The 26,242-nt window shown below is 61.7% G+C and carries 18 protein-coding genes; 13 read left to right on the plus strand and 5 right to left on the minus strand.

Translation table 11 applies throughout. The features are described 5' to 3' along the window. Window positions 1-3: 3 nt before the first annotated feature. Window positions 4-606 (plus strand): PadR family transcriptional regulator, encoded by a 603-nt coding sequence (locus VQ071_RS24200; RefSeq protein WP_340516817.1) that lies wholly within the window; start codon window positions 4-6, stop codon window positions 604-606. Window positions 607-728: 122 nt separating this feature from the next. Beyond that, complete coding sequence (locus tag VQ071_RS24205; RefSeq protein WP_340516818.1) at window positions 729-1,994, plus strand: MFS transporter; 1,266 nt, start codon at window positions 729-731, stop codon at window positions 1,992-1,994. 191 nt (window positions 1,995-2,185) lie between these two features. Here the strand turns inward: VQ071_RS24205 and VQ071_RS24210 are convergent, their stop codons facing one another. Then, a complete protein-coding gene (locus VQ071_RS24210; protein WP_340516819.1) occupies window positions 2,186-3,127 on the minus strand; it encodes a zinc dependent phospholipase C family protein in 942 nt (313 codons plus the stop codon). 245 nt (window positions 3,128-3,372) lie between these two features. Between VQ071_RS24210 and VQ071_RS24215 the strand changes: the two genes are divergently transcribed. The 6 genes from VQ071_RS24215 (at window position 3,373) to VQ071_RS24240 (ending at window position 10,560) form a co-directional block, all read left to right on the plus strand. Beyond that, a complete protein-coding gene (locus VQ071_RS24215; protein ID WP_340516820.1) occupies window positions 3,373-3,831 on the plus strand; it encodes a chemotaxis protein CheX in 459 nt (152 codons plus the stop codon). Window positions 3,832-4,063: 232 nt separating this feature from the next. Further along, complete coding sequence (locus VQ071_RS24220; RefSeq protein ID WP_340516821.1) at window positions 4,064-4,849, plus strand: SDR family NAD(P)-dependent oxidoreductase; 786 nt, start codon at window positions 4,064-4,066, stop codon at window positions 4,847-4,849. Window positions 4,850-4,893: 44 nt separating this feature from the next. Next, the gene (locus VQ071_RS24225) at window positions 4,894-6,684 is read left to right on the plus strand and encodes a DEAD/DEAH box helicase (protein ID WP_340516822.1); all 1,791 of its coding nucleotides are present in this window, start codon (window positions 4,894-4,896) and stop codon (window positions 6,682-6,684) included. Between the two features lie 150 nt (window positions 6,685-6,834). Further along, window positions 6,835-7,617, plus strand: coding sequence for an ABC transporter ATP-binding protein (locus VQ071_RS24230; RefSeq protein WP_340516823.1), 783 nt, complete (start codon window positions 6,835-6,837; stop codon window positions 7,615-7,617). Then, a complete protein-coding gene (locus tag VQ071_RS24235; RefSeq protein WP_340516824.1) occupies window positions 7,610-8,878 on the plus strand; it encodes an ABC transporter permease in 1,269 nt (422 codons plus the stop codon). The genes VQ071_RS24230 and VQ071_RS24235 overlap by 8 nt, the downstream gene beginning before the upstream one ends. Window positions 8,879-9,006: 128 nt before the next feature. Beyond that, a complete protein-coding gene (locus tag VQ071_RS24240; protein ID WP_340516825.1) occupies window positions 9,007-10,560 on the plus strand; it encodes a sensor domain-containing diguanylate cyclase in 1,554 nt (517 codons plus the stop codon). A gap of 99 nt (window positions 10,561-10,659) precedes the next feature. Here the strand turns inward: VQ071_RS24240 and VQ071_RS24245 are convergent, their stop codons facing one another. Then, window positions 10,660-11,973, minus strand: coding sequence for an aminotransferase class I/II-fold pyridoxal phosphate-dependent enzyme (locus VQ071_RS24245; protein WP_340516826.1), 1,314 nt, complete (start codon window positions 11,971-11,973; stop codon window positions 10,660-10,662). Window positions 11,974-12,298: 325 nt separating this feature from the next. Then, the gene (locus VQ071_RS24250) at window positions 12,299-12,913 is read right to left on the minus strand and encodes a pyridoxamine 5'-phosphate oxidase family protein (RefSeq protein ID WP_340516827.1); all 615 of its coding nucleotides are present in this window, start codon (window positions 12,911-12,913) and stop codon (window positions 12,299-12,301) included. 117 nt (window positions 12,914-13,030) lie between these two features. Between VQ071_RS24250 and pdxR the strand changes: the two genes are divergently transcribed. From pdxR to VQ071_RS24265, 3 genes are all read left to right on the plus strand, one after another. Beyond that, a complete protein-coding gene (gene pdxR / locus VQ071_RS24255) occupies window positions 13,031-14,593 on the plus strand; it encodes a MocR-like pyridoxine biosynthesis transcription factor PdxR (protein WP_340516828.1) in 1,563 nt (520 codons plus the stop codon). Then, window positions 14,586-15,371, plus strand: a complete 786-nt coding sequence (locus VQ071_RS24260) for an AraC family transcriptional regulator (protein ID WP_340516829.1) — start codon at window positions 14,586-14,588, stop codon at window positions 15,369-15,371. Before pdxR ends, VQ071_RS24260 begins: the two co-directional genes overlap by 8 nt. Window positions 15,372-15,840: 469 nt before the next feature. Then, window positions 15,841-16,773 carry an IS1595 family transposase gene (locus VQ071_RS24265; protein ID WP_340516830.1) on the plus strand — a complete coding sequence of 311 codons (933 nt, stop codon included), beginning with the start codon at window positions 15,841-15,843 and terminating at the stop codon, window positions 16,771-16,773. 183 nt (window positions 16,774-16,956) lie between these two features. Here VQ071_RS24265 and asd read toward each other — a convergent pair whose 3' ends face one another. After that, a complete protein-coding gene (gene asd, locus VQ071_RS24270) occupies window positions 16,957-17,760 on the minus strand; it encodes an archaetidylserine decarboxylase (protein WP_340516831.1) in 804 nt (267 codons plus the stop codon). A gap of 183 nt (window positions 17,761-17,943) precedes the next feature. On the opposite strand from asd, the gene VQ071_RS24275 reads away from it, so the two are divergent. After that, entirely contained in the window at window positions 17,944-19,131 is a 1,188-nt protein-coding gene (locus tag VQ071_RS24275; RefSeq protein WP_340516832.1) for a glycosyltransferase family 4 protein, read from the plus strand. Between the two features lie 39 nt (window positions 19,132-19,170). Here the strand turns inward: VQ071_RS24275 and VQ071_RS24280 are convergent, their stop codons facing one another. After that, window positions 19,171-20,520, minus strand: coding sequence for an Nramp family divalent metal transporter (locus tag VQ071_RS24280; RefSeq protein ID WP_340516833.1), 1,350 nt, complete (start codon window positions 20,518-20,520; stop codon window positions 19,171-19,173). A gap of 217 nt (window positions 20,521-20,737) precedes the next feature. Between VQ071_RS24280 and VQ071_RS24285 the strand changes: the two genes are divergently transcribed. Further along, window positions 20,738-26,221, plus strand: coding sequence for a WIAG-tail domain (locus VQ071_RS24285; protein WP_340516834.1), 5,484 nt, complete (start codon window positions 20,738-20,740; stop codon window positions 26,219-26,221). Window positions 26,222-26,242 lie beyond the last annotated feature (21 nt).

A 26,242-nucleotide genomic window follows, 5' to 3' on the forward strand; every position in this document is an offset into this window, starting at 1 on the left:
GCCATGTCGATGAAGCTGCTCATCCTCGGCCTGCTGATGGAGAAGGACCGCCATCCGTACAACATTCGTCAGGCGATGGTGCAACGGAACTGGACGTATGCATTTAGGCTGCGCGACGGCTCGCTGTACTATGCGGTCGATCAACTGCGGGCGCGCGGCTGGATCGAAGCCGTCCATACCGTGCCCGTGCCGGGCGAGCACCGGCCCGACAAGACGATCTACCGCATCACGGAGGCGGGGCGGCGGGAGTTCGACAGGCTGATGTACGCCCAGCTCGAGCTGCCCTCGTATCCGCAGCATCCGATGATGCTGGCGATGCCCTTCTTGCGGTACGCCGATCAGGATCGCGTCGCGGAGATCGCCGCCCGGCAGCTCGCCGCCTGCGAGGCGCGCATCGCGTCGCTCGAGCAGGTGCTCGAAGTCAAGGCGGCGCGGATTCCCGCCAGCGCGCTGCGTATGATCGAAGGCGTCCTAGAGTTCGGCCATGCCGAGCGGGACTGGCTGCGTACGATCATCGCCGAGGCCGAGAACGGCGTGTACGACGAAGTGCGGACCGAAGACGACGGCTGGCGGCGCAGGGAGCGCCCGCCGAAGCAGAACGGATAAAAAGCCCGGTACGGGCGGCGTTTGATCGCCGCCCGCCGGGCTTTTTGCCGCGTATGGAGGAGAATGCCCCGCCCGATGTCGAATGAAGAGGGGACATCAATCTGTTCAAAGGCGGCGATGCAGTGCGGGACGATCGACAAGCGGTACGCGCATGGATCATGTACGACTGGGCGAACTCCGCGTTCGCGACGACAATTATGGCGGCGGTCATGCCGATCTATTACGGGAGCGTCGCTGCGGCAGGGCTGGCGGACGGTCGGGCGAGCTCGTACTGGGGCTTCACGCAGACCGCCGCAGCGCTCGTCATCGCGGTGCTGTCGCCGCTGCTCGGCGCGATCGCCGACAGATCCGGAGGCAAGAAGCGATTTCTTCGGTTTTTCTCCTATCTCGGGGCGGCCGCCTGCATCGGCATGGCATTCATCGGGGAGGGAGATTGGCCGGCCGCTTCCCTGCTCGTCGTCATCGGGATGATCGGCTTCGGCATGGGCGGTACCTTCTACGACGCGCTGCTCAACGACGTGGCGTCGGAGCCGATGCGGGAGCGCGTCAGCGCGCGCGGGTTCGCGATGGGCTATCTGGGCGGCGGCGTGCTGCTGGCCGTCAACCTCGCGCTCATTCTCGGCTGGGAGATGTTCGGCTTCAAGGACTCGGCCGGCGCCTCGCAGGTGTCCTTCGCGACAGTCGGCGTCTGGTGGGTGCTGTTCTCGCTGCCGCTGTTCAGGTATGTGCGGGAGGCGGAGGGGACGGCGAGCGGCTCGGTAGCCGATAGCGTACGCGACGGGCTGGCGCGGCTCTCGCAGACCTTCCGTAGCATTCGGCGCTATCCCGAGCTGTTCAAGTTCATGGTGGCCTACTGGTTTTTCTTCGACGGCATCAATACGATTATCGTGATGGCGACCAGCTACGGTACGGATATCGGCCTGAAGCAGGAGGCGCTCATCGGGGCGCTGCTGCTCACGCAGTTCGTCGGCTTCCCGGCGACGTGGATGTTCGGACGGCTGGCGGACCGGATCGGCGGCAAAAAGATGCTGTACGGCGCGCTGTCCGTCTACGTGCTGATCGTGCTGCTGGGCTACTTCATGACGAGTGCGATCCACTTCTTCGCGCTTGCGCTGCTCGTCGGCCTCGTGCAGGGCGGCGCGCAGTCGACATCCCGCGCGATTTACAGCCGCTTGATACCCGCCGGCCGCACGGCGGAGTTCAACGGCTTCCTGAGCTTCACCAGCCGCTTCTTTTCCTTTGGTGGTCCGCTCGTATTCGGCCTCGTCGGCTTGCTCACGGGCTCGAGCCGCGCCGCGATTCTGGCGATCGCGCTGTTCTTCGTCGTCGGCATCGCGCTGCTCGCGCTGGTCAATCTGGAGAAGGGCTGGCGCGAGGCGGTCGAGTAGACGGCCCGTCAATAGCAGACGGTCCGTCAATATCGGCTGCAGCCGCAATTCGGCGGCGGGCCCCGTTCAGATGACCGGCTCCGCTCAGATGACTGGCCCCGTCCAGATGACCGGCCCCGCTCAGATGACTGGCCCAACTCAGTTGACCGGCCCGTTCAGATGACTGGCCCCGCTCAGATGACTGGCCCAACTCAGATGACCGGCTCCGCGAACGTGATGACGGCGCTGCCGCAGGGCAGCCCGGTCTCATAGGACACGTTGCCGACCAGCGCCTCGAATTGTGCGCGCTTGGCGTCCGCTTCGGCAGCGGACGCGGACGCCAGCCAATCGAGCCCCGCGCGAAGCGCGGCCTGCCCGTCCGCCAGCGCCAGCTCCCACAGTTCGTACACGCTCTCGTATCTCGTCCTGGTCCTGTCCGTCGGGTCGATCCAGCCGCTGCGGCGCGCGTTCAGCACGTCCCAAGCCGGCGGCCGCGGCGGCGGGGAGAAGGGCGCGATCCGGCCGAGCAGCAGCTTGCCCTTCCATCCGCTCGGGTCGAAAAATAGACGCTGGGCGGAGACGAATTGCCGGACGGATGCGTCGAGCATGTCGGGAGTCAGCTCCCGGGACAAACCGGGATAATGCTTGCAGCTTAGCCGATAGAAAGGCTCCGTCAGCCCGCCCGGCAGCCTGCCGCCGGTGTCGATCTCGCCAGCCACCGGCGTGTTGCCCGTGTGGATGCCCGCGCGCCGCCACAGAATCGCCGCGTCCATCGCCGTCTCGAACGCCTGATGCTTCCATTTGCCGAAGCCCGACAGGCTGAATACGTATGGATGAACATGGCGATCCAGCACATGATGCAGCAGGAATCCCGCCGCATAAGCTTCTGCCGCCCTGCCGCCGGCGTCCCCCCGCACTGCCGCGAACAGATCGACGATAAACGGCCCGCATGCCACGTTGTGCAGCAAACTCCCGAGCCGGTTGGCAGCCGTATGATGGCGCTGCCAGGGCAGGAAGTGATCGTAAAAAAGGAAGTCCGGCCCCTGGCAGCCAAGCTGGAACGACCTCCGTGCCTCGGAATCTTCCATATAACGCAGTCGCATCCCCTCTGCGATCTCTCTGCCGAACTGAATATGCGCCCACAGATTTGGCATCTCGTTCCTCCGGATCGTTTAATCGGCTTGCCCATGGATGGTACAATACCGCTGACTCTTCATAGGTCCTTGGGACTAAAGTCGTTCAAAAGTACCGATAAATGGCGAAAATAAGTATACGTGTCCACATAATTTAAGTATAATGAGGGCAACTAGACAAGAGAAGTGGGATTTTGTCGAACGTCGGCGCATTTTGCATGTGAATTCCGATCGAGAAACGGTTCGCAAGGAGGCTTCGTTCGCGAATGAAGGCGGAATATATCAATCCTTTCCTGGAATCGGCCCGCATGGTCATCGAACAGATGGTCCAGATTCGGCCCAGTACAGGTCAATTGGCAGTCAAAGACATCCATTTCGTGGACAATCATGTCTGGATTCAGATCGGTCTTACCGGTCATATGAGCGGGGATATCGTGTTTGGTTTGAGCGAGTCCGTCGCGCTGAAGATTATCTCTGCCATGATGGGCGGCTTTGTCATCACGGAGATCGACGATATGGGCAAGAGCGCGATTTCCGAGCTGGGCAACATGATCAGCGGCAATGCCTCGACCATTCTTTTCAATCAGGGGGTCCACGTCGACATTACGCCGCCGCGGATCGTCCATTCGATGCTGGAGAGCCACGGCGAGATCCGCCGCGCGCTTGCCGTACCGCTTATTATGGACGGTATCGGGGAGATGGAGATCCAGGTGCTCATCGCTTGAGACTTGGGAGATAACGGCTGGCCGGGCGCCTTGAGATGTGCGGCGGCGCTCAATATGCTACAATAAGGAAGCCCCGACCGGGGCTTTTTTTTCGACTCTGTGCATGAATGCGTCGTCGGACGGCGGTCATGGGATGCGTATACCGCAAGACAGCTGTCCGGCGGATTATAATAGACAGACGATGTTGTACTGTGCATGGCGGCATGGGACCGTCGGCGGAGGAGAAGACAAGATGCCAACCAACCATCTGCAAGGCCGGATCGTCCTGCTGACCGGCGCTTCCAGCGGCATCGGCGCGCTGGCTGCCCGGCTGCTCGCCGAGCGCGGGGCGGTGCCCGTGCTGGCTGCCCGGTCCGGGGACAAGCTGGCCGCCGTGTCGGCGACGATCCGGAGCGAGCATGCTGTCGTCGCCTGCGACGTGAGGAGCGCCGACTCGGTGCGCGCGGCGACAGCGTACGCGCTCGATCGCTACGGCCGGATCGATGCGCTCGTGAACAACGCGGGCTACGGCGAGTTTCTGTCCTTCGAGGAGACGGACCTCGGGCGGTTCGAGGACATGATGGACGTGAATTATATGGGTACCGTCCGCTTCTGCAAGGCGGTCTATCCCTTCATGCGAAGCGCGGGGGCGGGTCACATCGTCAATGTCGCATCGATCGCGGGCAAGATCGGCACGGCGAAGGCAACCGGATACGCGGCGTCGAAGCACGCGGTGCTCGGGTTCACCAATTCGCTGCGGCAGGAGCTGCGGGGGACGGGCATTCGCGTGTCGGCGCTCAATCCGGGGCCGATCGATACGCCGTTTTTCGATCTGGCGGACCCGGAGGGAACGTACAAGCGGAACATCCGCCGCTTCCTCATGCGGCCCGAGAAGGTCGCCGAGGCGCTCGTGAAGCTGCTGGAGACAGGCCGGCCGGAGCGGGATCTGCCCTGGGTATCCGCAGCGGGGGCGAAGCTCATCCAGCTGTTCCCTGCGTGGACGGCGGGTGCCGCCGCCCGCATACTCAACAAGAAATGACGGCATGACGCCGAAGGCGCGCCGAATCAAAAGGAGAACGATCCATGTCGGAACAAAATCGGGTTAATCAACCGGATCAGATAGAGGAATTGCAGCCGCAGGCAACGCAAGCAAGTACAGAGGTCGGGGAACAGGTAGGCATCGAGGAGGCAGCCGGGGAGAGCGCAGGCTTCGCCGCGATGGGCCTTGGCGACGCGCTTACGGCTGCGCTCGCAGCGGCAGGCATCGCGGCGCCGACCTCGGTGCAGGCGGGCGTCATTCCCCAGCTGCTGGCAGGCAGAGACGGCGTGCTGCGCTCCCCTACGGGGTCCGGCAAGACGCTGGCCTACCTGCTCCCGCTGCTCGCGCTGGTCGATCCGGCGAAGCGGGAGACCCAGGCCGTCGTCATCGCGCCGACGCAGGAACTGGCGATGCAGATCGTGCGCGTGGCCGAGCAGTACGGTGAGCCGCTCGGCCTGAAGACCGTCGCGCTGATCGGCGGCGCGGCGCTCTCCCGGCAGCTTGACCGCATGAAGGGCAAGCCGGCCATTGTCGTCGGCACGCCGGGCCGCATCCGCGAGGTCGTGTCCCTGCGCAAGCTGCCGCTGCATGCGGTGCGCCACATCGTCGTGGACGAGACCGACCGCGTATTCTCGCTCGGTGGCAAAGGCGACGTAGAGTTCGTGCTGAAGGGCGCGGCCAAGGACAGGCAGACGGTGTTCGTATCGGCGACGCGCTCGGATACGATGCGCGCGGCGGAGGCCAGATGGCTGCGCGACCCTTGGGAGACGACGGTGCAGCAGGAGCAGGAGCCGGGTCTGCCGCAGACGATCGAGCATCTGTATGTAGTTAGCGATCCGCGCGACAAGATCGATCTGACGCGCCGTCTGCTGCGTACGATGAAGCCGGTGTCCACGCTGCTGTTCGTGAACGATATCGAGCGGATCGGGGAGCTCCTCGCCAAGCTGAGGTACGAGGGCTTCGCGGTCGATGCGCTGTACGGAGATACGCCCGGCAGGGAGCGCGGCGAGGTGCTGCGCAAATTCCGCGAAGGCAAGACGAAGCTGCTCATCGCGTCGGACGTGGCTGCGCGCGGGCTCGACGTGCCGGGTCTGTCGCTCGTGCTGCAGTTCGAGCCGGCGCTCGACGCGGACCATTATGTCCATCGCGCGGGACGGACCGGCCGGATGGGCCACAGCGGCATCTCCGTCACGATCGTGACGCCGAAGGAGCAGTTCATTATGGACAAGCTGGCCAAGCAGCTGCGCATCGAGATCCGCGAGCGGCGGCTCGTCCATGGCCGCCTGGACGGGGCAAGCGGCGAGTCCGGCGAGTCCGGCGGCGCTGCCGGTCGCGGTCCGAGGTCTTCCCGGGACGGCGGGAAGCGGGCCTCGCATGCGCACACGCAAGGCCAGGCTGGCACGAAGCGGACGCATGGCGCCGATGCGTCGGCACACGAGCGGGGCATGGCGGCCTCCGGGGCCAAGGGACCTAAGCGCACGCTTGGCGGCAGCCCCGCGGGAACCGCGAAGAGCGGGGCCGCAGGCCGGGCGGAGCGGCATGCTCCCGGCGGCGCGGCAGCTCAGCAGTCGCCGGACGCGCAGGCCGGGCGGAGCGGCGGTCGGGAAGCCGAGCGCCCCGCGGCGAGCCGCGCCAAGGACCCGGGCCGGACAGCCGACAAGGCAGGCAAGGCGGCTAAGCCCGGCAAGGCGGGCAAAGCGATCCAAGCCGCCCCTGGAGCCAAGACGCTCAAGGCCGCCAAGGCCAAGGAAAATCGGGAGCGGGATCGCAAAAACAAAGGCGCTCCGCGCTGGCTGAAGGAAAAACGGGCGAATCAAGGGCCCGAGAACCAGTGAACCAGTCACAGGACGTTGCGGCGGATGATCGTCGCTGCGTCCTTTTTTCGCCGATGCGCTATCGCTTCTTGTGCGGCATGCATGAAGACGGCAGCTTCGCTATAATAAAAGAAGCATACATACTCAGGACCGGAGGAGGACGCCGCTCACATGGCAACAGCGTTAACGCTCGATCGGCTGACAGGCGGCTACAGCGTCCGCAAGCCTGTCCTTCACGAAGTCAGCTTCGACATACAGCCCGGTGAGATGATGGGCCTCATCGGTTTGAACGGCGCAGGCAAAAGTACGGCCATCAAGCATGTGCTGGGACTGATGCTGCCGCATGCCGGCGAGGTGCGGGTGGCGGGCATCCGGCTGGCGGACGACCCGGAGCGGTACAGAGCTTCCTGTGCGTATGTGCCGGAGCAGCCGTCATTGTTTCCCAATCTGACGGTTGCCGAGCATCTGCGCTGGACGGAGACGGCCTACGGGCTGGAGACGCGCGAGGCGGCGCGCAGGACGGAGGCGCTCGCCGAGACGTTCCGGATGAAGCATGCCATGGGCGCTTTGCCCGGCACGCTGTCCAAGGGCATGCGGCAGAAGGTCATGCTGATGAACGCCCTGCTCGTCGCGCCGCCGCTGCTCATCATCGACGAGCCGTTCCTCGGGCTCGATCCGCTCGCGACCCGGGCGCTCGTCCAGGCGCTCAACGAGGCGAGAGCGGCAGGCTCCGCGATCCTGCTCAGCTCGCATATTTTGCCGGCGCTCGAGCGCAATGCGGACCGGATCGTCGTGCTGCATCAGGGACGGATTCTCGCCGGCGGTACGCCGGGCGAGGTCAAGCTTGCGGCAGGTGCATCCGGAGAGGGCAGCACGCTGGACGATGCGTTTGAGCGTCTGATCGTCGCTGCGGACGAGGCTGCCGCCGCTGAAGGAGGCGCTCCCCGTGGCTAATCCGGCACGCGGCCCGGCGCAGCCGGGTCCCCGGGATTGGCGGAACGAGCGGGCGGCGGCTTTTCGCCGCGAGATGTTCCCGTATCTCCGCTACGTGGCGCAGAGCGGTCTGGCGCTGCTGCTGGCCGCGATCGGCATCACGCTGATCGCAGGCTATGCGGGCCTGCTGTCCGACATGCCGCCGGCCTGGCCCGCGGACGCCGTAGGCGTCGGGCTGATTTTTTTCGCCGCCGTATACATACCGCTGCGGAGTTATCTGCAACCTGCCGATACCGTATTTCTGCTGCCCGCCGAATCTCGCGTCTTGTCCGAGAGCCTGTTCCCGGCGGTGCGCAGATCCGCGCTGGCCGGCGCCATCAGGACGCTGGCCGTCTTCGCCGTCTTCGCGCCGCTCTACGCCACAGCCCCGGTGACGGCGAGTGCCGCTCCGTCTCACCCGGTCGGCTGGGCCGCACTGGCCGCCGCGCTAGGGCTATTGGCGGCCTGGAATACATACGGCGGCTGGCAAGAACGCCGCGCCGCCTCCTCGACCGCCCGGCTCGCCCTGCGATTCGCCCGCTGGACGGTCACGCTGCTGTCGGCGGCTGCGCTGTTGACCAAGCCGCTGCCGGCTGCCGCCGGCTTTATGGTGCTGGCGGCAGTCGCCGTCTCGATCACCGCCCGGCTCACGCCCCGTCACAAGCTGCCGTGGGACCGGCTGATCGCCGAAGAAGGCGCCGCCCGCAGGCGCTGGCTTTCTTTTCTCGGCTGGTTCGTGGATTTGCCCAACGAAGCCCCCGCCGCCGCAGCGCGCCCTTGGATCGCCTGGATCGGCGACTGCGTGCCGCGAAGCCGGCGTTTTGCCTGGCACTTCCTGTACGCCAAAACCTTTCTGCGCGGCGAGGCGTTCGGCGCCTTCTGGCGCTGGAGCGTACTGATGGCGCTCGTCTCGCTATTCGCCCATACGCAGGCGGTGGATATGATCGTCTATGCCGTGGGTGTGATTGTCGGCGGGCTGCAGCTGACAGAGCTCGGTCGGATCCGCTTCGCCGAGCATGCTGCAGTCGTGCCGCTCTCCCCCGACGGGAGGCGCCCTGCGGCATCGGCCGTCATCCGGACGGCAGGACTCGCAGCCGCCGTGCTGCTCTGGCTCGCCGCAGGCTTGCCGCATGCGATCGCTTCGCCGGCATTATGGCTGCCTGCGCTCGCTGCGGCGCTCGCCTGGACAGGCTGGCTGCTGCCCAGACGCTCCGCGGCGGCGGACGATGAAGACGAACTGTAAAAAAGAATGTATTCATGGAAAAGCAGGAAAATCGGCATGGTTATCGAATAGTACTTTATAACCAAACTTTGAACGGCTGCATACGGTTTTGTCATTAAAATAACGAAGCATGTGGGAGGACTCGATCCATGGGCGGATTTTTAGCAAACCTCGCCCTGCACCTCATCCCTTGCGCGTTGCTCGGCTGGTTGTCGGCCGAGGCGTATTTGCGCAATTCGCGGCACACGCTGAACCGGCTTGCCTCGATCATGTTCGCATTTATGATGCTTCAATTCGGCACCTCGTTTCTCGCAATTGTTTTTCCCGAGGAGCACGCCGCGAAGCTCATCAACATGTTCGTGATCGTACCCTCCTTCGTACTCGGCTTTCTCGTCATGCTGTTCATGCGTCAGTTGAGCGGCCAGACCGCCAAGCAGTCCGCACCTTACCTGGATCTGGCGCTGGCCATCCCTTGGGTGCTCGTCGTGCTGGTCATCTCGCAGCCTGATCTATATGGGGTATACGCCGACGGTGCCGGCATCGTACAGCGGGGGAGCCGCTCGCTTCCGGTATCGCTCGTCATTTCGGCGACGACATGGCTCTATTGCATGGCAGTGTGGGTTTTCGGATGGGGTGTCGTCCGTTCCGCGCCGTCATCGGCCCGCTCGCAGCTCGCTCAAGCGGGGTTCGGCGTTTTCGGAGGGGCCGTCACGGCTTTTTCGGCCATGCTGCTGGCTTCGCGCGATGCCGAGGCTGCAGCGATGCCGCTGCTGCTGCTCTATGCCATGCTGCTGTTCGCGTTTTTCATCCGCAGGGCCATGATGCTGTATGGATTGATGCCATCGCTCATGGAAAAGTACAGAGTGCTGTTCGAGCTGTCGCCGTTCGGCGTCGTGCTGCTGGATGCGAACGGTCAGATCCGCGACGCGAATCCGGTAATCAAGCTGCTGCTGGGATTGTCATCAGCCGAGCTGATCGGCAAGCCGCTCGCGATGTTTCTGGAGCAAGGGGAGCGGCTGCCGCTCGGCGGGAGCGGTTCGGCGCTCGTAGAGGTCAGCATGGTCGCGGTGACAGGCGAGTCGAGGCGGATGATCGTTCATCTCAATGAGCTGACCGCCGATGGCGAGCGTCAGTACTACGTCGTGCTGCAGGATGTCACCGGGCGCAAGAAGGCCGAGGAGGAAATTTTGTATCTGGCGTATCACGATGCGCTTACGGGCGTCGGCAACCGTCTTTACTTTCAGGACTCGATCTCTTCCATGTTGAAAAACGGAAGCGTCGGCGCCTTGCTGCTGCTCGATCTGGACCGGTTCAAGTCGATCAACGATCTGCACGGCCATCAGGCGGGCGATGCATTGCTATGTGAGATTGCGGAGAACATGCGGGATAGCACGCCGGCGGGCGCGCTGTTGTTCAGGCTTGGCGGCGATGAATTCGCGATTCTGCTGCCTGCCGGCGGGCGCGGTTGGGACCCGGAGCGGACGGCAGCCGAGCTGCTGGCCGGGTTGACGGGACATCGCGGGGCGATCTTGCCCGATTCGCCCGTGACAGTCAGCATCGGCATTGCCTACTGGCCGGATCATGGGGGAGACACGACGACGCTGCTCCATGCGGCGGATACCGCAATGTACAGGGCCAAGGAGCAGGGGCGCAACCGGTACAGCGTATTCGATGCCCCGAGTTGCAGGATGTCAGGCGCATGAGCGCCATAGGAAAAAGGCCTTGCCGACAGCCATGCAGCGCATGACTTGTGGCAAGGCCTTGTTGTTTGTACGGATGTAACGGCGGGGCGGGAACTGGATCTAGACCTGCTCCGCAACGCCGGATCTGATCTCGGTGACGGCTTTGTAGATGCGGTCGAACAGATCCTCCAGGTAAGGCTCCTCGATGCAGGAGAAGGCGACGCGCAGATCGTGCTCGCCGAGCGCGATCGTGCCGACTTCGTATTGATCGAGCAGAAGCTGCCGGACGGCTTCGGCGCTGATGCCGTCAAGCCGCAGACACATGAAGTAACCGGAGTTGAACGGATAATAAGACCATGCGCCATCGTATTTACCGCTGTCGAGCAATTGCTTGACCTTGTTGGCGCGGCCCTTCATGATCGCGTACTTCTCGGCCTTCTGGGCTGCGAAGTCAGGCGATCTCAGGGCATCCAGCACGAACGTCTGAGACGGATGCGGACCGCTCGAGATGGTCGCGCGGATAATGCCGAGCGTCTTCTGTTCGAGCGCCGCGAGCGCCGCCTCGGAGGCGCCGCCGTAGGTGATGAAGCCGACGCGGAAGCCCCATACATATTCTTCCTTGGTCGCGCCGTCGATCTTGATCGGCAGCACGCGCTCGTGCAGGCCGCAAAGGGCGCCGAATAGCGATTCGTGCAGCGAATCCTCGAAGAACAGCGCGAAGTATGCGTCATCGGTCACCGCGACCACGTTGATGCCGGCTTCGGCCGCGTCTTTGATCGCGGATACGATCGCTGCGCCTTCTTCGCGGCTTGGCGTATAGCCGGTCGGATTGTTCGGGAAGTTGAGCAGTACGATCGCCTTGCCCTGAGCTTTGCGGGAGAGCAGCGCCTCGCGCAAGCCTTGCGCATTGAACGCGCCGTCCGCGCCGTACAGCGGGTACTCTACGATCTCGGCGCCCCGGCGCACGCCGAAGGTCAGCTCGTAGTTCTCCCAGTTTTTGTCGGGAATGATAACCGCATCGCCGACGTCGGCGAACAGGTCGGCGACGATGCTGAGGCCGTGCGTCAGCGCGTTCGTGACGACCGGCATGCTGATCGTCTTGCCTTCGAGCGACGGATTTTCCTGCAGCATCTTGTCGCGCCATGCGACTCTCAGCTCGGGCTTGCCGGCCGGCGGCGCATACTCGTATATATCTTTGGGATTATAGGCAGACAATTTGTCCTGGATCATTTTGAGATGCATCGGCTGCCCGTTTTCCGTCGCGATGCCGATCGTCGCGTTGTACGTTTTCGCTTTTTGCTTCGCTTCGGCGGATTGGCTCAGGATGCCTATCTTGGGAAAATAAATGGCCTTGCCGAGTCCGGAGAGCATCTCCGCGATCCGGGGCTGTTCCTTGGCGATGGTGTCGTTGAGCTGTTTCGCGAGGGGGTTCATTGCCGTCATCCTTCCACATGATCGTGTCCCTGACGAGAAAGATGAGAAAATTTCTCAAGCAGGGCATCAGTTGCTATTATACACGATCGTACCCTATGCGTCACCAAATGGGCGCGTACTTCTCTTGAACAATCGAATATAAATCGGTGACAAAACCGTGACCGGCCGTCACCTTCGCATCGCCGACACATCGCCGACACATCGCTGCCGCATCGCCATCGCATCATTGTCGCTTCGCAATTACAATACAGTTGCAGTGTAGTTGCAGTGTAGTTTCAGTGTAGTTTCAGTGCAGTTGCAGCGCAATCGCTGCAATTTCGCATCGCTATTGCTTATGCTTGGCATACTGCTGCATCAACTCAATTGTTCCCGCATCGCCGTCCAGGCCGCGCGTCTTCAAACCTGCGATCACTTCGCCGCGCTTCTTTTCGGACAGGTTCTGCCCGAACTTGAACTTGCCGGCCATCTCCTCGACGACGAGCCGCATCACCGCCACGCCTTTGAGCTGCGGCACATACTTCGGATCGCTTGCATCGATGGGCAGATGTCCGCCCTCCGGCTGCATTTTGGCCATCAGAGCGGCGAGCGCCAGCGCTTTTTCCGCAGGCTCCTCGACCTGCTCGATCCGGCCTCTGATCCGGACGGAGCGGAAGTACACTGTCGCCGGACAGGCCATCAGCGGGTCGCTATAATAAGAAGGGATAAAGGCATGCGCTTCGTAAACGACGAATTCCGCGCGCGGGTCCTCGGCCATGCCGCTCATCTTTTCTCCCTTTTTGCTGCCGTGAAAGTATACGGCACCCTCCGCGTAAGCATAATTGAGCGGAACGGCCTTGGGCCAGCCGTCGTTTCCCTTGAACGTGAGCACGCCGTCATTGCGGTCGTGCAGGAACGACGCACATTCTTCGAGATTGTCTACTTCGAATTCTTTTCTGCGCATGATAGAGCTGCCTCCCGTTACGATGTGACTCTTATTTTACGAGTGACATTGACAAGGTAAAAGATCCAATTTACATTAAAATTATTGGTCCATTGCGGGAGAAAGGACGGCTGTTCCATGAGCTTCCAGGTGCCCTACGACATGCGGCTGGCCGCATGCGGGAGCAAGCATCTCGCGTTGTATCAGGCGATTCGCGATTGTATCGTGAGCGGCGCGCTGCCGCTCGGGATGAAGCTGCCCTCGACCAGGGAACTGGCCGTTCTGTACGGCCTGTCCCGAGGCAGCGTCAGCATCGCCTACGATATGCTGGCGGCGGAAGGGTACGTTCGTTCCGCGGTCGGACAAGGTACGTACGTAGCGGGCGATGATGTGCGCTCGGACACCCGCACAGGTGTGAAGCCGTCGAAGCAGACAAGGCAGACGGAGAGTTCTGCACCCGTGCTGTCGCTGTCGGCCTGGGGCAGACGTTTGCAGTGGGATGCGGCAGAGGCCGGGCAGCCCTTTAAGAGCTTTTCCGAAGAGAGCGAACCCGCAGTTTTGGCAGACGAGTGCATATCGTTTAAGCCCCGCGGCATGGGAGAGCAATGGTTCCCCTGGAAGTCCTGGAAGTCCGCGGTGACTGCCGAATGGCGCCGCCGCGGACCCGTTCAGGCAGAGGAGCGGGACATATCCGCAGGCAGTCCGGAGCTTAGGCGGGCGATCGCCGGCAGATTGCGCCGTGAGCGCGGCATCGTCTGCAATGCGGAAGACATCGTCGTGACGGGAGGTTCAATGCAGGCGATCGCCTTGCTGGCGCAGTTGCTGCTGGAGCCGGGGCAAGCTGCCGTCGTGGAGGATCCCGGCTACTCCGGGACGCAGCACGCCGTTCGGGCGAGCGGGGCCGCACTGATCCCGGCGCCGGTGGATCGGCAGGGGATTATTCCGGAGGATTGGCGGGCACGCCTGCTGTTCGTGACCCCGACCCGTCAATTCCCTACGGGCGCTGTGCTCACGTACGAGCGCCGGCTGACGCTGCTTGAGTGGGCTGCGCGCCGCGGCGCATGGATTGTAGAGGACGATTATGACAGCGAGTTTCGCTGGGGAGGGAGGCCGATCGAGCCGCTCAAGTCGCTGGATAACCAGAAGCGAGTCATATACATCGGCTCGTTCTCTCGTACGATGCGTCAGGAGGTTCGGATCGGCTATGCGGTGCTGCCGCCGGCGCTCAGATCGTCCTTCCTGCAGGCCAAGCAGCTTTACGATCCGCATCCTGCTGGACTCACGGAGCAGCGCGCGCTGGCGTACTGGATGAACGAAGGAGAATACGATCGCCATCTGCGCAGATCCCGGCGTATTTTCCATCGGTTGCAGGAGCGGCTGCGCTTTGAATTCAGACAGCTCAACCATCTGTTCACGGTGCACCCCGCAGACGCCGGACTCCTGCTGTTCGCCCAATGGTCCGGATCGCCCCTGGAGTACGACCGGTTCATGGCCGCTTGCCGGGAGTCGGGCGTGAGCTGGGGAGACGGTGCCGTCTATGCGGCGTCGCCGAGGCCGGATGAGCGGACTGCGCTGTTCGGCTTCGCTCACCTGGACGAGGAAGAGATCGCACGAGGCGCCAGGGTGATCCGCAATATGGCCGAGCAGATGGAACTTGTCACCGCAAGCACATTGGCCAAGGGAGGGACGGAACATGCTTGACGCATCGCCGGAAGCATATGAGCTCAAGCTTTATTTGGCCAAAATCGTATGCGAGCCGGGATGGAAGTGGCAAAAGAGAGAGAAGCCGCTCGCAAATTACGATTTGTTTTACGTGTGGAGCGGCGAAGGGGAGGTTATTCTCAATGACAAGCCCTATTCCGTGGAGAAGGGCAGCTGCTTCCTTTTCAGGCCGGGCGACCATACGAGTGCGACGCATAATCCGCAAAAGCCGCTCGTCCTCACTTATATCCATTTCGATGTCAACGTGCCGGTGAAGCTGATCCCGCAGCCTTATCGGGTTTTGGAGGACACGTTCGAATTTGAACATTTGCTGGCGCGTTATGTCCGTCTCTTCCTCGTGCAAACATTCGCCGCCGAAGAGGAAGCGCGACTCGTGCTCAAACAGCTGATTATTCATCTGCTTCGGCACGATCTCGAGGAGCCCGCACCGCGCAAAGCGAGCAACCAGCTAACCGAGAGTATCCATGAGGTAGCCAACTACATTCAGCAGCATCCGGGCGAGGCCCACCGGGTAGACGACCTGGCCGCGCGGGCGGGGCTGTCTCCGAGATATTTCTCCGTCAAGTTCAAGGAGCTGATCGGCGCTTCGGTACAAACCTACATGATCCGCACACGAATCGAACGGGCGCAGCATCTGTTGCTGCACGCGGGCATGAACGTGACCGAAGTGGCAGACGCGCTCGGCTACAGAGATATCTTCTTTTTCAGCCGCCAGTTCAAGCAGTACACAGGCAAGAGCCCGTCGGAGATCCGATAGGGCTCCTTTTTTCGTTTGTTGCTTCGTTTTCCTGTGTGTGTGGTGGACACTTCATATCGTCAAGGGATTTTAAACGTTACAACGGTATCCCCTTCGAACAGGCGGTGTGCTTGTTTGCCCCATTACAACGGTATCCCCTTCGAGCAGGTGGGTGTGCTTGTTTGCCCCATTTCAACGGTATCCCCTTCGAGCAGGCGGGTGTGCTTGTTTGCCCCATTACAACGGTATCCCCTTCGAACAGGTGGGTGCGCTCCTTTGCACATTATAACGCTATCCCCTTCGAGCAGGCGGGTGCGCTCCTTTGCACATTATAACGGTATCCCCTTTAAACAGGGATTTTGCTCATCTCCATCTTATAATGTTATCCCATTCAAACAGGAGGTCGGAGTCCAAAAAAATTGTTGTTAACGATGGAACGAAAAGGTATAATGAGAACATAAGTTCTTATTTGTGGAGGTGTTGAAGTGACATGAGTAAGCAAGATCTGTTCCGAGGCCTGCCCGTGTGCAGCGAGGAAGATTGCGAGCGCGCTTTTTTTCATGCGAAGTGGCCCCACGGTTTTTGTTGCCCTCGATGCGGAGGCGTTGCATTTTATTGCATTGCTTCTCGTAATCGCAGATTGTTTGAGTGCCGCTCATGCGCTCATCAAACCTCTCTTACTGCCGGTACGATTTTGGAAGGGACGCGCACGCCCCTTTTAAAGTGGTTCCAGGCGTTGTTCCTGATGCAGACGGGCATATCGGCCAAGCTGCTGGCGGAGGTTATTCAAGTTACATATAAGACGGCATGGTTGATTAACCATAAGCTTCGCCATGCGATTCAGGTCCGCGACGAAGGCAGGCCGTTGGAGGGGGATCTGCAGCTATACGGCGACTTTTACGCTAGACCGGTGGTGAACAGACCTTCTGATCCGTTAGAACGCGACCAGCCGGCCGTAGCCGGAGCTGCTGTCGATCCTGAGAACGGTGAGATTGCGGAGGTTAAGATCAAGAGGTTGTCTGTTGCTGAGTTCGATCGTCGATTGTTTGGCGTGGAGTCGTTTGGGCGTTTCCTCTGGCGGCACGTTGCCGCAGACCGAACCGGCAAGCGGCGCATCGACATTATAGGAATCTCGGACCAGAACGGGGTGACGCCGCTTGGCGCGATCTGGCGTGGAGCGATCGGATGGCTGGCACGGACGTTCGGCGGGATTGGGCCTAAGCATCTTCAAGCGTATTTGGACGAATATTGCTATCGCGTGAATGTGGGCGCACATGGCTTTGAGACGCTGCTCGCGCAGTGCGGCTGTACTCGTACGATTACGCAGCGTGAACTTGTGAGAAAGCAGCGCAGCGTCCGTCCTATCCGATGGACCGTTCAAACTGCCGGGAAGAAGTGGTCTCGCAGGATGAGCGCGTCTTGAGGGTCTGCCGTTGTTAGCGTTCTTGCGCGCTGAGAAGATGTTTGCTCAAACCTGTTCGAAGGGGATACCGTTTAAATAGGATAAAAGGCCATGTGTTTGTTCCGACGGTTCACCCGGGCATACCCAAAAAGACTCCTCGGTTGCCAGCTATGGCCAGCATACCGGGGAGCCTCCGGAGCGCTATTATCGAGTGTTAGTATGGTCTGCGACCAGCGTGCCGAGCAGTTGTCCCATGCGGACCTGATCCCCCGCTTGAAGTGTCGTGAGCGGCAGGCAGGTGTCGTCCTCCGTCAGCAGCACGACCGTGGAGCCAAATTCGAAGTAGGCGAGTTCCTGGCCTCGTTCCAGCACACGCGGGAGCGGTTCTGCATATTTGATGCTGCTGACGTTGAGCGCGCCCACTTTGACGACCGCAACCTCGCCTCCCCCATGACGCAAGTATGTGATAAGCCGCTCGTTGCGGGAGAGAACTCGGCGCATCAAGGTAAGTCCCCGTTCGTTCACAGGGTAGACGCGGCCGGGAATATGCTCGGTCTCGACTATCTCGCCTCCGCATGGCGCATGGATCCGGTGATAATCCGTCGGACTAAGGTACAGCACCCAATAGTAGCCGCTCCGGTACTGTCCCGTTCGTGGAGAACCGTTCAGCAGCTCGTCCAGCGAATAGTCCTGGCCCTTGACCTGCAGCAACAGACCGTTCTCGATCGGCCCGCAGGCAGCGACACGCGCGTCGACGGGACTGACCAGCGCGTCCGGCGTGCTGTCTACGATACGCCTGCCCGGGGCTAGGCGGCGAGTGAAAAACTCGTTCAGCGTAGCGTAATCTGAGAGCGGCTTCTCCGCCTCTTCGACCGGAATCCGGTATAGTGCCGCGAATCGGGGGATCAGGCGCCTGCTGAGCGGCGACTTGGCGAAGCTACCCGTTATGCGTGAAATGAATTTGCGCGAAGACAGCTCCGTCATGGCGCGCAGCAGCCATCGGTTCATCGTCTGGCCACTCCTTTGCCTCATAAGTAATAGCATTAACATGCAATCAAGTAAGTACGCAGTCGTCCCCTAGTGTGACATATCGCTGCCAAAACTTCAACTTGCAGGTTACGCATATTCACACGGCGGGTCAATCCCGCGGGCTGCGGGTACTCGCCGTGCCCGTCTGACTCCGTCGCGTGTATGCTGTGTGAAGTACTGGACGAGGGGCGTGATTCTTTGAGAGCCGCGTTCGTAACGCCGGGCGCATATCCGGTGCCAGCTCCCCGAGGCGGTTCCGTAGAGCGCGTTGTGGAGAAATTTGTGCCGCTGCTGGCCGATCGTCTGGAGGTTCGCATTTACGGGCGAACAGCGAGAGGACTTCCCAAGCGGGGGCTGCTGCACGGCGCGAGATGCGAGAGAGTGCGTGTATCGGGCAAGCGAACCTATATATCGCAAGTGATCGAAGGATTGCGGCGATATAGACCGGATCTGATCGAAGTGGAAAACCGGCCGTTGCTGGTCCCGTTGCTGAAGCGGAAGTTTCCCAACGCCCGCGTCTGGCTGCACTTGCATTCCAATACATTCGTCTCCCGGAGCGCGATATCCCCTGGCAAGCTGCGAACCTGTCTCGGGGCAGCCGACCGAATCCTCGTGAACAGCCTGTTCCTCAAGGCGGACGTGGAGAAAAGAGTGCCTGTGGTCTCGCCAAAACTGGGTGTCGTCTATCCGGGGGTAGACCCGTACCGGTTCGCGAAAAGCGAGGAGCCGTCAGCATTGCGGCGCGTCCACGGATGGGAGGGGAGAAAAATCCTGCTGTTTGCAGGCCGACTTATCCCTCTGAAGGGCATCCATCACCTGCTTGAAGCGCTGCCGCGGCTGGTCCGGCGTTACCCGAATCTGCTGCTCGTGATTGTAGGCTCCCCCTTTTACGGATCCAATCGGACCTCGGCATACTATAGAAAACTGCGTGCGATGGCGCGCCCGTGGCGCCGTTATGTTCACTTCGAGCCTTATGTGTCCCATGAAGATATGCCGGCTTGGTTTGGTATGGCCGACGTGGGCGTCGTTCCGTCGGTCCGACGCGAAGCGTTCGGGCTCGTCAACGTAGAGGCGATGGCGTCGGGCTTGCCAGTCGTCGCCTGCCGCGTCGGCGGCATTGCGGAGATCGTGGAAGACGGGGTCACAGGCTATCTCGTAAATCCTCGTCACCCTGCAGCCGAGATCGCCGACCGCATCTCTCTGCTGCTTGACGACGAAGCGCTTCGCCGGCGGATGGGCGCGATGGGTCGTCAGCGGGTGCTGGGGGAATTCACCTGGCATCATACGGCAGACCGATGGCTGGCCGAGGCACGTAGAGATATGGGGGAGGAACCGATCTTCTCAAAGTAAAAAACCGCGCGGACCGCGCGGTTTTTTACTTTGAGCATTTCAACCGAAAAAGGTGGTGTACAGCAGGTAGGTGTTGAGCAAAATAATGACGACAGCAATACCCCAGGACAACCATTTGAGCCATGTGCGGTTCGCAAATTCTCCCATTTTGGTGCGGTCGGATGTGAACTTGACGAGCGGGACTACGGCGAACGACAGCTGCAGGGAGAGGATGACTTGGCTCAGAATGAGCAGGTCCATCGTTCCCTTTTCACCATATAGCGCAGTCACGATAACCGCGGGCACGATCGCGATGAGCCGGGTGATGAGCCGCCTGAGCCAGGGCTTCATCCGGAAGTTCAGGAAGCCCTCCATGACGATCTGCCCGGCCAGCGTACCGGTCAGCGTGGAGTTCTGGCCCGACGCAAGCAGCGCGACGCCGAACAGGACCGAGGCGGCCGCCGTGCCGAGCAGCGGTGCGAGTAAATGATAGGCTTCGTCGATATCGGCGACCTCCGAGTGTCCGCTCGTATGAAAAGCCGCAGCTGCAATAATCAGAATAGCGGCATTGATGAACAGCGCGAAGAAGAGAGCAATCGAAGAGTCCCAGGTGGAGTACTTGATCGCCTGACGCTTGCCCGAGGGCGTCCGCTCGTAATCGCGCGTCTGAACGATCGAGGAGTGCAGATACAGGTTGTGCGGCATGACCGTCGCGCCCAGGATACCGATACCGATGTAGAGCATGGCCGGATTGGTGACGATCTCCGTGCTGGGTATGAAGCCTTTGGCTATGCCGGCGACGGATGGCTGCGACAGGAAGAGCTCGATGCCGAAGCACAAGCCGATGAGCACGATGAGCGCGATGACGAAGGCCTCGATATACCGGAAACCTTTGTTCTGAAGAAACAAAATAATAAGCACATCGAATGCGGTCAAAATTACGCCGTACAGCAAGGGAATGTCGAATAACAGATTCAGTGCGATCGCCGCACCGATGACCTCAGCCAAGTCGCAGGCTGCGATCGCGAGCTCGCAGAGCGCCCACAATCCGACAGCCACGGGTTTGCTGTAATGATCGCGGCAGGCCTGCGCCAGATCTCTGCCAGTGACGATGCCGAGTTTGCCGGACAACGCCTGCAGCACCATCGCCATCAGATTGGACAGGAGGATGACGGAGAGCAGCGCATATCCGAACTGGGAGCCGCCGGCCAGATCTGTCGCCCAGTTGCCGGGATCCATATAACCGACCGCTACGAGATAGCCGGGGCCCGCAAATGCCAGAAACTTCCGTATAATCGAGCCTTTACCGGGGACCTTGAGGCTGCGATGGGCTTCAGGCAACGAGGGCATGCCTTCTTTGTTACGCCATCCTCCCCCTTGCCGAGATTCGAGAACCGCTTCTTCTTTCATCTTGCTCACCTCTTATAAAATAAATATAACCTGCATAAGGCAATTTTTTTGGCATATGGGACATAAAGTTGCACTGGGGCAAAACTTATCTTAGGTTCTAATATACGCCCGTTGTTTGAAAATGTAAACCGGATTTTTGCAAGTCGGCCGTCTTCGTGACACCCGCCCGTAAGTCTGCATAAGATGAGGCAGATCTCATTTACGGAAGGAGCCTTACATGAAGACGTCGAAAACGGGAAAAAGAAAGCGGCAGACGCGCAAGCCGCTTTACTTTGTAGATAACCCCAATACGCAAGAGCTGCAATGGGTGGAGGAGCTGCGCACAGACGAGCAAGAAAAGGTTGGTCTGCATGGCGCTTCGCCGGCAGCCGCTGAATCGGAAACGGCGATCGAACCACAGTCCGGCACGCCCTTCGGCGGCACTACAGGGATGTGGGCCCCGGGAGCTCCGAAGCAGGAAGCGGGAGACGCGGTCAGACGCAATAAAAAAATAAGAACCAGAACAGAAGGCGCAAAAATTGATGCTGGCCAGCGTCAGCGTTCGGCGCAGGCTGACGCTGGGGCCTCTAATGCCGGCGGATTCGACCAGATTCTCGACTTGGCCACAGAGAATGAGCTTGATCAAAACGAATATGCGAAGTCAATTGCGAGCCAGGCCGGGGCTTCGGCAGAAACGGTGCAAGCAGACATTTTCCAATCGACAGCCGAAGTTGTGACGGAGCAACCCGACAGCCGTGACGTCCGCTACAGCAAGTTGCTGGAGCAGCGCTCGCCCGGCAAGACCAAACCGCTCGTATTCACGGACGATCTGGCGGACGCATCGATTGTGGAGACGAAGTTGGCTCCCCATTCGATACGGGCGTTCCATATTGATAGCGAAGCGGTGACGACAGCCGCGATCGCGGACTACGCCGTATCGCAGATCAAGCTGGCGGACCGCTCGGTGAACGGGCAGAAGATCGCTCATGAGGTCATCACGGGGGAGCACCTGGCCAAAAATGCCGTGTCCGGCCAAAAGCTGCGAGACAAATCCGTCACGGGCGACAAGCTGAAGGACGGCAGCATTACTTCCGAGAAGCTGGCAGACCGGGTTATCAGCGGCGACAAGCTCGCCGAACGGTCGATCGAAGCCAAGCATCTGTCATTGTCGATTATTACGTCCGAGCTGCTGCAGGAGCAATCCATCACTTCGAACAAAATTAAGCGAGGGGCAATTCATACCGAGAATCTGGCGCACGAGAGCGTAGACACGGCGAAGCTGGCAGACGGAGCGGTGATCGGCTCCAAGCTGCGGGACGGCGTCGTGGACGCTTCGAAAATTGCGCAAGGCGCGATCGGCTCCGAGCATCTGCAAGCCGGGCTGATCCTGGCGGATCATGTCGCCTCGGGCGTCCTGCAGAGCAAGCATATCGCGCCCGGCTCGCTAAGCGGAGACAGGCTGGCTCCCGGCACTGTCGGCGCCGAGCAGCTCGCGGACGGAGCGGTCGCGGGCGACAAAATCGCCGCAGGCGCCATACAATCGTCCCATCTGTCGGCAGGTTCCGTAGGTGCGAGCCAGCTGGCCGAAGGCGAAGTCGGCTCCGGGCATATCGCGGACGGTGCGATTGGCTCCGCCCAGCTCGCGGCTGACAGCGTGCTGACCCGGCACATCGCCGCAGGCGCCATCGGCCCGGAATCGCTCGCGGCCGGCAGTGTCGGCCCCGCTCAGCTGTCGGCCGGCGCCGTAGGTACGTCCGCGATCCAAGTCGGAGCCGTGACCGGAGACCAGCTCGCCGATGCAGCCGTAGGCGGGCAGCAGCTCGCGATCCGTTCGGTGTCCGCCTATCATCTGAACGACCATATCGTCACTTCGCTGAAGCTGGCGCCCGAATCCGTCACCACCGAGAAGCTATCGGATCTGGCCGTCACTGCCGCTAAGCTGGGAGAGGGCAGCGTGACGGCTTCCAAGCTGGCGGATAGCGCCGTCGGCCAGTCGGCTGTCGCGAAGGGGGCGATCGGCTCGGGCGAGCTGGCCGAAGATGCCATTCGGGAGTGGCATCTGTCTGCGGGCAGCGTCTCTGCAGAATCGATTCAGTACGGTGCGGTCGGCGAGGGGCATCTAGCGGAGGAGAGCGTCAGCTACGGCAAGTTGGCACCGGATTCGGTAGATAGCCAACATCTGCGCTACGGTGCCGTCACCGGAGCCGCTCTCGCAGGCGAAGCTGTGACCAGCTATCATTTGACATCAGAAAGTGTGGGCCAGGAGGCGCTGGCGGCCGGAGCCGTCACGTCGGAAAAATTGGCGGAAGGCAGCGTTACGGGTGGCAAACTGGCGGCGGGAGCAGTGTCCGACACGCACCTGTCCGCAGACAGTGTAGGCTTCGAGGCGCTTAAAAAGGGTGCGGTCACCTCGGATAAGTTGGCAGAGGGCAGCGTAACGCGTGCCGCGCTGACGGAGCGGGCTATCGGCAGCGGACAGCTCGATGCATTCAGTGTTGGCGAAGCCCACCTGCAGCCAGATGCCGTGAAGGGGATTCATCTCGGCCGCGGCGCCGTGTCGCTGCGCCATCTCGCGTCCGACATGCTGCAGATCGCCGCGCTGGCGGAGGGCAGAGTCGACGCGGAACGGATCGAGGAGGGTGCGGTTACATCGTACCATCTGAGAAATGCCGCGGTGAACGAAGCAAAGCTGGCGGACGGCGCGGTGAGCGCCGCGAAGCTGGCGGACAGTGCGGTATGCGAATCGAAGCTGGCTGACGGTGCGGTAAGTGAGCCGAAGCTGGCGGACGAGGCAGTAAGCCAGGCAAAGCTCGCTAACGGTGCGGTGAGCAAAGCGAAGCTCGCGGATGGCGCGGTGATCGAAGCGAAGCTCGCGAACGGCGCGGTGAGCGAGGTCAAGCTCGCAGACGGCGCGGTGAGCAGGGTGAAGCTGGCGGACGGTGCGGTGAACGAAGAGAAGCTCGCAGACGGTGTAGTGAACGAGATGAAGCTGGCAGATGGTGCGGTGAGCGAAGCCAAGCTGGCGGACGGTGCGGTGAGCGAGGAGAAGCTCGCCGAGTGGGCGGTCACCTCGTCGCGGATCGCCGCCAGGGCCATAGAGCGCAGCCATCTGGGACGGGGAATCGTGGGTCAGGAACAGTTGGACCCGATCCTGCTCTCCGTAATTGCCGCATCGGGAGAGTCGATCGGCGAGGATCGGTTGCTTGCCGGCGCCGTAGGCGAAGCGCAACTGCAAAAAGGTGTTGTGACTGCCGACAAGCTCGCGCCGGGCGGCGTGACCTCCGAGGCGCTGGCCGAGGGTGCGGTGACTGCCGGCAAGCTCGCGCCGGGCAGCATCACCTCCGAGGCGCTGGCCGAGGGCGCTGTGACAGCCGCCAAGCTGGCGCCGGGCAGCATCGGGCCGGGACAGATCGACCCGAACCTGCTGTTCGCCATCGCGGAAGCCGGCGCACCGATCGGTCAGGACCGCCTGCTCGCAGGAGCCGTAGGTACAGAGCAGCTCCAGGATGGTGCTGTGACCAGCGACAAATTGGCGTTGGGCAGTGTGACCTCCGACGCGCTGGCCGAGGGTACCGTGACTAGCGGCAAGCTGGCAGCGGGCAGCGTTGGGTCGGGGCAACTCGATCCGTCCCTGTTCTCCGCTATCGAAGCCGCCGGTGCACCGATCGGTCAGGACCGCCTGCTGGCCGGAGCCGTAGGTGCAGAGCAGCTTCAGGACGGTGCGGTGACCGGCGACAAATTGGCGTTGGGCAGCGTGACCTCCGAGGCGCTGGCTGAGGGTACCGTGACTAGCGGCAAGCTGGCAGCGGGCAGCGTTGGGGAGGGGCAACTCGATCCGTCCCTGTTCTCCGCTATCGAAGCCGCCGGTGCACCGATCGGTCAGGACCGCCTGCTCGCCGGAGCCGTAGGTGCAGAGCAGCTCCAGGACGGTACGGTGACCGGCGACAAATTGGCATTGGGCAGTGTGACCTCCGAGGCGCTGGCCGAGGGCGCTGTGACAGCCGACAAGCTGGCGCCGGGCAGCATCGGGCCGGGACAGATCGACCCGAACCTGCTGTTCGCCATCGCGGAAGCCGGCGCACCGATCGGTCAGGAGCGTCTGCTGGCTGGCGTTGTAGGTGCAGAGCAGCTTCAGGACGGTGCGGTGACCGGCGACAAGCTCGCGCGGGACAGCGTGACCTCCGATGCGCTGGCCGAGGGTGCTGTGACGGCCGACAAGTTGGCAGCGGGCAGCGTGGGATCGGGGCAACTCGATTCGTCCCTGCTCTCCGCTATCGAAGCCGCAGATGCACCGATCGGTCAGGACCGCCTGCTGGCCGGAGCCGTAGGTGTAGAGCAGCTCCAGGATGGTGCGGTGACAGCCGAGAAATTGGCAGCGGGCAGCGTGGGATCGGGGCAACTCGATTCGTCCCTGCTCTCCGCTATCGAAGCTGCAGATGCACCGATCGGTCAGGACCGCCTGTTCGCAGGAGCCGTAGGTACAGAGCAGCTCCAGGACGGTGCGGTGACCGGCGACAAATTGGCATTGGGTAGTGTGACCTCCGATGCGCTGGCCGAGGGTGCTGTGACAGCCGAGAAATTGGCAGCGGGCAGCGTTGGATCGGGGCAACTCGATTCGTCCCTGCTCTCCGCTATCGAAGCCGCAGATGCACCGATCGGTCAGGACCGCCTGCTGGCCGGAGCCGTAGGTGCAGAGCAGCTCCAGGATGGTGCTGTGACCGGCGACAAATTGGCATTGGGCAGTGTGACCTCCGACGCGCTGGCCGAGGGTGCTGTGACGGCCAACAAGTTGGCAGCGGGCAGCGTTGGGTCGGGGCAACTCGATTCGTCCCTGCTCTCCGCTATCGAAGCCGCAGATGCACCGATCGGTCAGGGCCGCCTGCTGGCCGGAGCCGTAGGTGCAGAGCAGCTCCAGGATGGCGCCATTACTGCCGACAAACTGGCGGCTGGCAGCGTGGATGCGCAGGCGCTCGCGTTTTTCGCAGTCGGTACCAATCAGCTTGAAGATAGTGCGGTTACCTTCAATAAACTGGCGCCTTCAAGCGTCGGCTCCGTTCATATCGAAGAGCGGTCCGTCGATGGCGGCAAGCTGGCCGAAGGCAGCGTGGATTCGACGCATATTCGCGAGGGGGCAATACTGGCGTTCCACCTCGGAGAGGGCAGCATCGAACGGGAAGCGCTGGGAGAGTGGAGCGTGACCTCCGGGAAGCTGGCGCCTGGCGCGGTCGGCTCCGATCAGCTGGCCGACGGGGCGGTGGGCGGCACCAAGCTGTCGTCCGAATGCGTGGATACGGGGCATCTCGCGGCCGGAGCCGTTACTTTCGACAAGCTGGCGCCGGAGGTAGGCGGACTGCTTGGAGATCTGGCAGGCGTGATTCATGCGACGAAGCAGCAGCTGGAGGATACGGAACGCAGGCAGGAGAGCTCAGCCCTTCCGGTGCTTGCTGTCGCGGCGACCGTGCCGGGCGTCGGACTGTCGTTCGGCAGTGCGGACTATACGTTCGAGGGCATCGAGGAACGCATCGAGGTGACCGTCGAATTTGATTCGCCGTATGCGGACGATTCTTACGTCCTCGTCGCCATGTCGGATCACCCGGCCTGTGTCTGCTCGCTGAAGGAGAAATCCGCAGCCGCGGCGAAGCTCGACCTTTGCCGGACACGGTTTGCGCCAGCGCCGAGCGGACGGATTCAATGGATCGCTGTCGGCACTAAGATCAATTGAAGCTTTGACGTAATCCCAACG

Source organism: Cohnella sp. 56 (assembly GCF_037963805.1).
Taxonomy (GTDB): Bacteria; Bacillota; Bacilli; order Paenibacillales; family Paenibacillaceae; genus Cohnella.